6 protein-coding genes are annotated in these 3454 nt (G+C 68.5%); 5 read left to right on the forward strand and 1 reads right to left on the reverse strand.

Features of this window, described 5'->3' with window-relative positions; translation table 11 throughout:
• Positions 1-143: Maf family protein (locus tag C667_RS26610; protein WP_004382900.1), on the reverse strand; the 143-nt coding region annotated here is incomplete at its 3' end.
• Positions 144-310: 167 nt separating this feature from the next.
• Here C667_RS26610 and C667_RS21170 point away from each other — a divergent pair.
• The 5 genes from C667_RS21170 to C667_RS21190 form a co-directional block, all read left to right on the forward strand.
• Positions 311-835: a YceD family protein gene (locus tag C667_RS21170; RefSeq protein WP_004382902.1), complete on the forward strand. Its 525-nt coding sequence runs from the start codon at positions 311-313 to the stop codon at positions 833-835.
• A gap of 29 nt (positions 836-864) precedes the next feature.
• Complete coding sequence (gene rpmF, locus C667_RS21175; RefSeq protein WP_004302736.1) at positions 865-1044, forward strand: 50S ribosomal protein L32; 180 nt, start codon at positions 865-867, stop codon at positions 1042-1044.
• 95 nt (positions 1045-1139) lie between these two features.
• Positions 1140-2156 (forward strand): phosphate acyltransferase PlsX, encoded by a 1017-nt coding sequence (gene plsX / locus C667_RS21180; protein WP_004382904.1) that lies wholly within the window; start codon positions 1140-1142, stop codon positions 2154-2156.
• On the forward strand, positions 2153-3118 hold the full coding sequence (locus C667_RS21185; RefSeq protein ID WP_004382906.1) for a beta-ketoacyl-ACP synthase III: 966 nt from the start codon (positions 2153-2155) through the stop codon (positions 3116-3118). The genes plsX and C667_RS21185 overlap by 4 nt, the downstream gene beginning before the upstream one ends.
• Positions 3119-3163: 45 nt before the next feature.
• The coding region (locus C667_RS21190) for an ACP S-malonyltransferase (protein WP_004382908.1) at positions 3164-3454 on the forward strand (291 nt) is incomplete at its 3' end.

The raw sequence follows: 3454 nt of genomic DNA on the forward strand, positions 1-3454 counted from the left end.
GCCAGGCGCTCGGCGGTGGCGGCGGGCGCCTCGCCGGCCAGCGGCGACTCGTCGGTCTCCGGGCGGTCGGTCTCGAAGGGCAGTTGCAGGCGCTCGAGCAGCATCCTGCGATAGGCGGAGGTGGAGGCGAGGACGATCTTCATGGGTTCGTTGCGCACGACCCCCCGCGGGCTGGCCGGGGCGTGTGCGCGCTGGATGGCGTGGAGAGGAGTGAGGAGAGGAGTAAGGAGAGGGTGCGCGCGGGGAGACGCTTCCCGAATCGAATGAAGCCTTTACAGGCAGATGCGAAAAATATTATCATGCGCGGCTTATGTCGCAACATGGCGATCCGTCCAGGATCATCCCCGACCCGTTTCGTTTTGCCGCGGAGGCGCGCACGCTGGAAGGCGTCGGCGCAGTCGCGGACATGCTGCGCCTGTCGGATGCGCTCGCGTCGTCCGTCGGGCAGGTCTCGTGGCGGGTCGAGGGCTCGATGGTCGAAGGCGTCGAAGCGCCCGAGCCGCGGCTGCGCCTGACGGTCGAGGGCGAGCTGCAGCTGTGCTGCCAGCGCTGCCTCGGCGGCATGGCGTGGCCGGTGCAGGTCGACTCGGTGCTGCAGCCGGTGCGTTCCGGTCAGCCGATCCCCGAGGATGAGCTCGAGGACGACGAGGTCGATGCGATCGAGCTCGATGGCGAGCTCGACGTGCTGGCCCTGGTCGAGGACGAGATCCTGCTCGCCCTGCCGATCGCCCCGCGACACCAGGTTTGTGATGCGCCGCAGCCCGAAGGCGGTGCGTCGAAGGAATCGCCTTTCGCTGCGCTGGCGTCGCTGCGAGGCAGTCACAGCGCGAACTAGGCGCGATATTTGTCTTAGGAGCTTTACTCATGGCCGTTCAACAGAACAAGAAGTCCCCCTCCAAGCGTGGCATGCACCGTGCCCACGACTTCCTCACCGGTCCGGCGCTGGCCGTCGAGCCCACCACCGGCGAGACGCACCTGCGCCACCACGTGAGCCCGAGCGGCTTCTACCGTGGCAAGAAGGTCGCCAAGGGCAAGGGCGAGTAATCCTGCTGCCTGCATGCCGAAGGGCGGCGCCGGGCGCACTGCGCCGGCGCCGCCTTTTTTCCGGCTCCCAGAACCTGTAACCACGCGAGAACCCGATGGGTGTCACCATTGCGATCGACTGCATGGGTGGTGATCACGGCCCGGTCGTGACCGTGCCTGCCGCGCTGGAGTTCCTGCGCAGCCATCCCCAGGCCAGCGCGATCCTCGTCGGGCGGGAGGAGGCGATCACGCCCCTGCTCGGCAACGCGAACACCGAATTTGGCGCACGCATCCGCGTGCGCGCGGCCTCCGAGGTCGTGGCCATGGATGATCCGCCCGCGATCGCCATGCGCAACAAGAAGGACTCGTCGATGCGGGTCGCGGTCGACCTCGTCAAGGCGGGGGAGGCGAGCGCCGCCGTCTCGGCGGGCAACACCGGCGCGCTGATGGCGATCTCGCGCTTCGTCCTCAAGACTCTGCCGGGCATCGACCGCCCTGCGATCGCCACCGTGCTGCCGTCGATGAAGGGGCACACCTACGTGCTCGACCTCGGCGCCAACGTCGACTGCAGCGCCGAGCACCTGCTCCAGTTCGGGGTCATGGGCGCGATGCTCGTCGCCGCGATCGAGCACAAGGATCGCCCCAGCGTCGGCCTGCTCAACATCGGCGAAGAGGTCATCAAGGGCAACGACGTCGTCAAGGAGGCGGGTGAGCTGCTGCGCAACAGCGGTCTCAACTTCTACGGCAACGTCGAGGGCAACGACATCTACGAAGGCACCGTCGATGTGGTCGTCTGCGACGGCTTCGTCGGCAACGTCGCGCTCAAGACCTCCGAGGGCCTGGCGCAGATGATCGGCGCCTTCCTGAAGCAGGAGTTCAAGCGCACGCTGTTCACCAAGTTGCTCGCGGTGGCGGCGATGCCGGTGCTCAAGCGCTTCAAGAAGCGGGTCGATCATCGTCTCTACAATGGTGCGCCGCTGCTCGGCCTGCGCGGCGTGGTGCTCAAGAGCCACGGCTCGGCCGATATGCTCGCCTTCGGCAACGCGCTCTCGCGTGCGGCCGAGGCGGCGTCGAACCGGCTCATCGAGCGCATCTCCGAACGCATGGCGAGCATGAACGAGGTGAAGGCATGATCTACGCACGGATTGCCGGTACCGGCAGCTACCTGCCGGGCGACCCGGTCAGCAACGACGACCTGGTCAAGCGCGGCATCGACACCTCGGACGAGTGGATCGTCAGCCGCTCCGGCATCCGCAGCCGCCACCTGGCCGCGGCCGACACGGGCGCGAGCGATCTCGCCCTTGTCGCGGCCGAGCGCGCGATCGAGGCGGCCGGCTGCGAGGCCGAGGACATCGACCTCATCATCGTCGCCACCTCGACGCCCGACTACATCTTCCCCAGCACCGCCGCCCTGGTGCAGTCCAAGCTCGGCATCCGCAACGGCGGCGCCGCGTTCGACGTGCAGGCGGTGTGCAGCGGTTTCATCTACGCGCTCAGCGTGGCCGAGAAGTTCATCCGCTCGGGCAGCAACAAGCGCGCGCTGGTGATCGGCGCGGAAGTGTTCTCGCGTATCCTCGACTGGTCCGACCGCGGCACCTGCGTGCTGTTCGGCGACGGCGCCGGCGCGGTCGTGCTCGAGGCCTCCGAGTGTCCCGGCATCCTCGCCTCGGCGCTGCATGCCGACGGCAGCCACCACCCCATCCTGTGCGTGCCTGGCGGCGTGGCCTCCGGCCAGGTGATCGGCGACCCCTTCCTGCGCATGGACGGACAGGCCGTGTTCAAGTTCGCGGTGAAGGTGCTCGGCGACGTCGCCAACGAGGTGCTCGACGCGGCCGGCGTGCAGACCTCCAGCATCGACTGGCTGATCCCGCACCAGGCCAACATCCGCATCATCCAGGCCACCGCGAAGCGGCTCGGCGTGCCGATGGAGCGCGTGGTGACCACGCTCGACCACCATGGCAACACGTCGGCGGCGTCGATCCCGCTCGCGCTCGACGAGGCGGTGCGCACCGGGATGCTGCGCCCGGGGCACCGGATCGTGGTCGAGGGCGTCGGCGGCGGCTTCACCTGGGGCGCGGCCCTGATCGATTTCTGAGCGTCGTTTCCCGATTTCCCACTTTTGACACAAGCGGAGAACAGCATGGCGTTTGCGCTGGTTTTTCCCGGCCAGGGTTCGCAGTCGGTCGGCATGATGGCCGCCTACGGCGAGTCCGCCGTGATCCGTGACACCTTCGCGGAGGCCTCCGAGGCGCTCGGCGAGGACCTCTGGGCGATGGTCTGCGACGGCCCCGCCGAGCGCCTCGCGCTCACCGTCAACACCCAGCCGCTGATGCTGACCGCCGGCGTGGCGGCGTGGCGCGCCTGGCTGGCCGCAGGCGGCGCCAGGCCGGCGCTGGTCGCCGGCCACAGCCTGGGTGAATACTCGGCGCTG

Source organism: Thauera phenylacetica B4P, assembly GCF_000310225.1.
In the GTDB taxonomy this organism is placed as follows: domain Bacteria; phylum Pseudomonadota; class Gammaproteobacteria; order Burkholderiales; family Rhodocyclaceae; genus Thauera; species Thauera phenylacetica.

Coding starts and splice junctions, on each gene's coding strand:
- C667_RS21170 (WP_004382902.1), top strand. CDS start 311: ATGTCGCAACATGGCGATCCGTCCAGGATCATCCCCGACCCGTTTCGT.
- rpmF (WP_004302736.1), top strand. CDS start 865: ATGGCCGTTCAACAGAACAAGAAGTCCCCCTCCAAGCGTGGCATGCAC.
- plsX (WP_004382904.1), top strand. CDS start 1,140: ATGGGTGTCACCATTGCGATCGACTGCATGGGTGGTGATCACGGCCCG.
- C667_RS21185 (WP_004382906.1), top strand. CDS start 2,153: ATGATCTACGCACGGATTGCCGGTACCGGCAGCTACCTGCCGGGCGAC.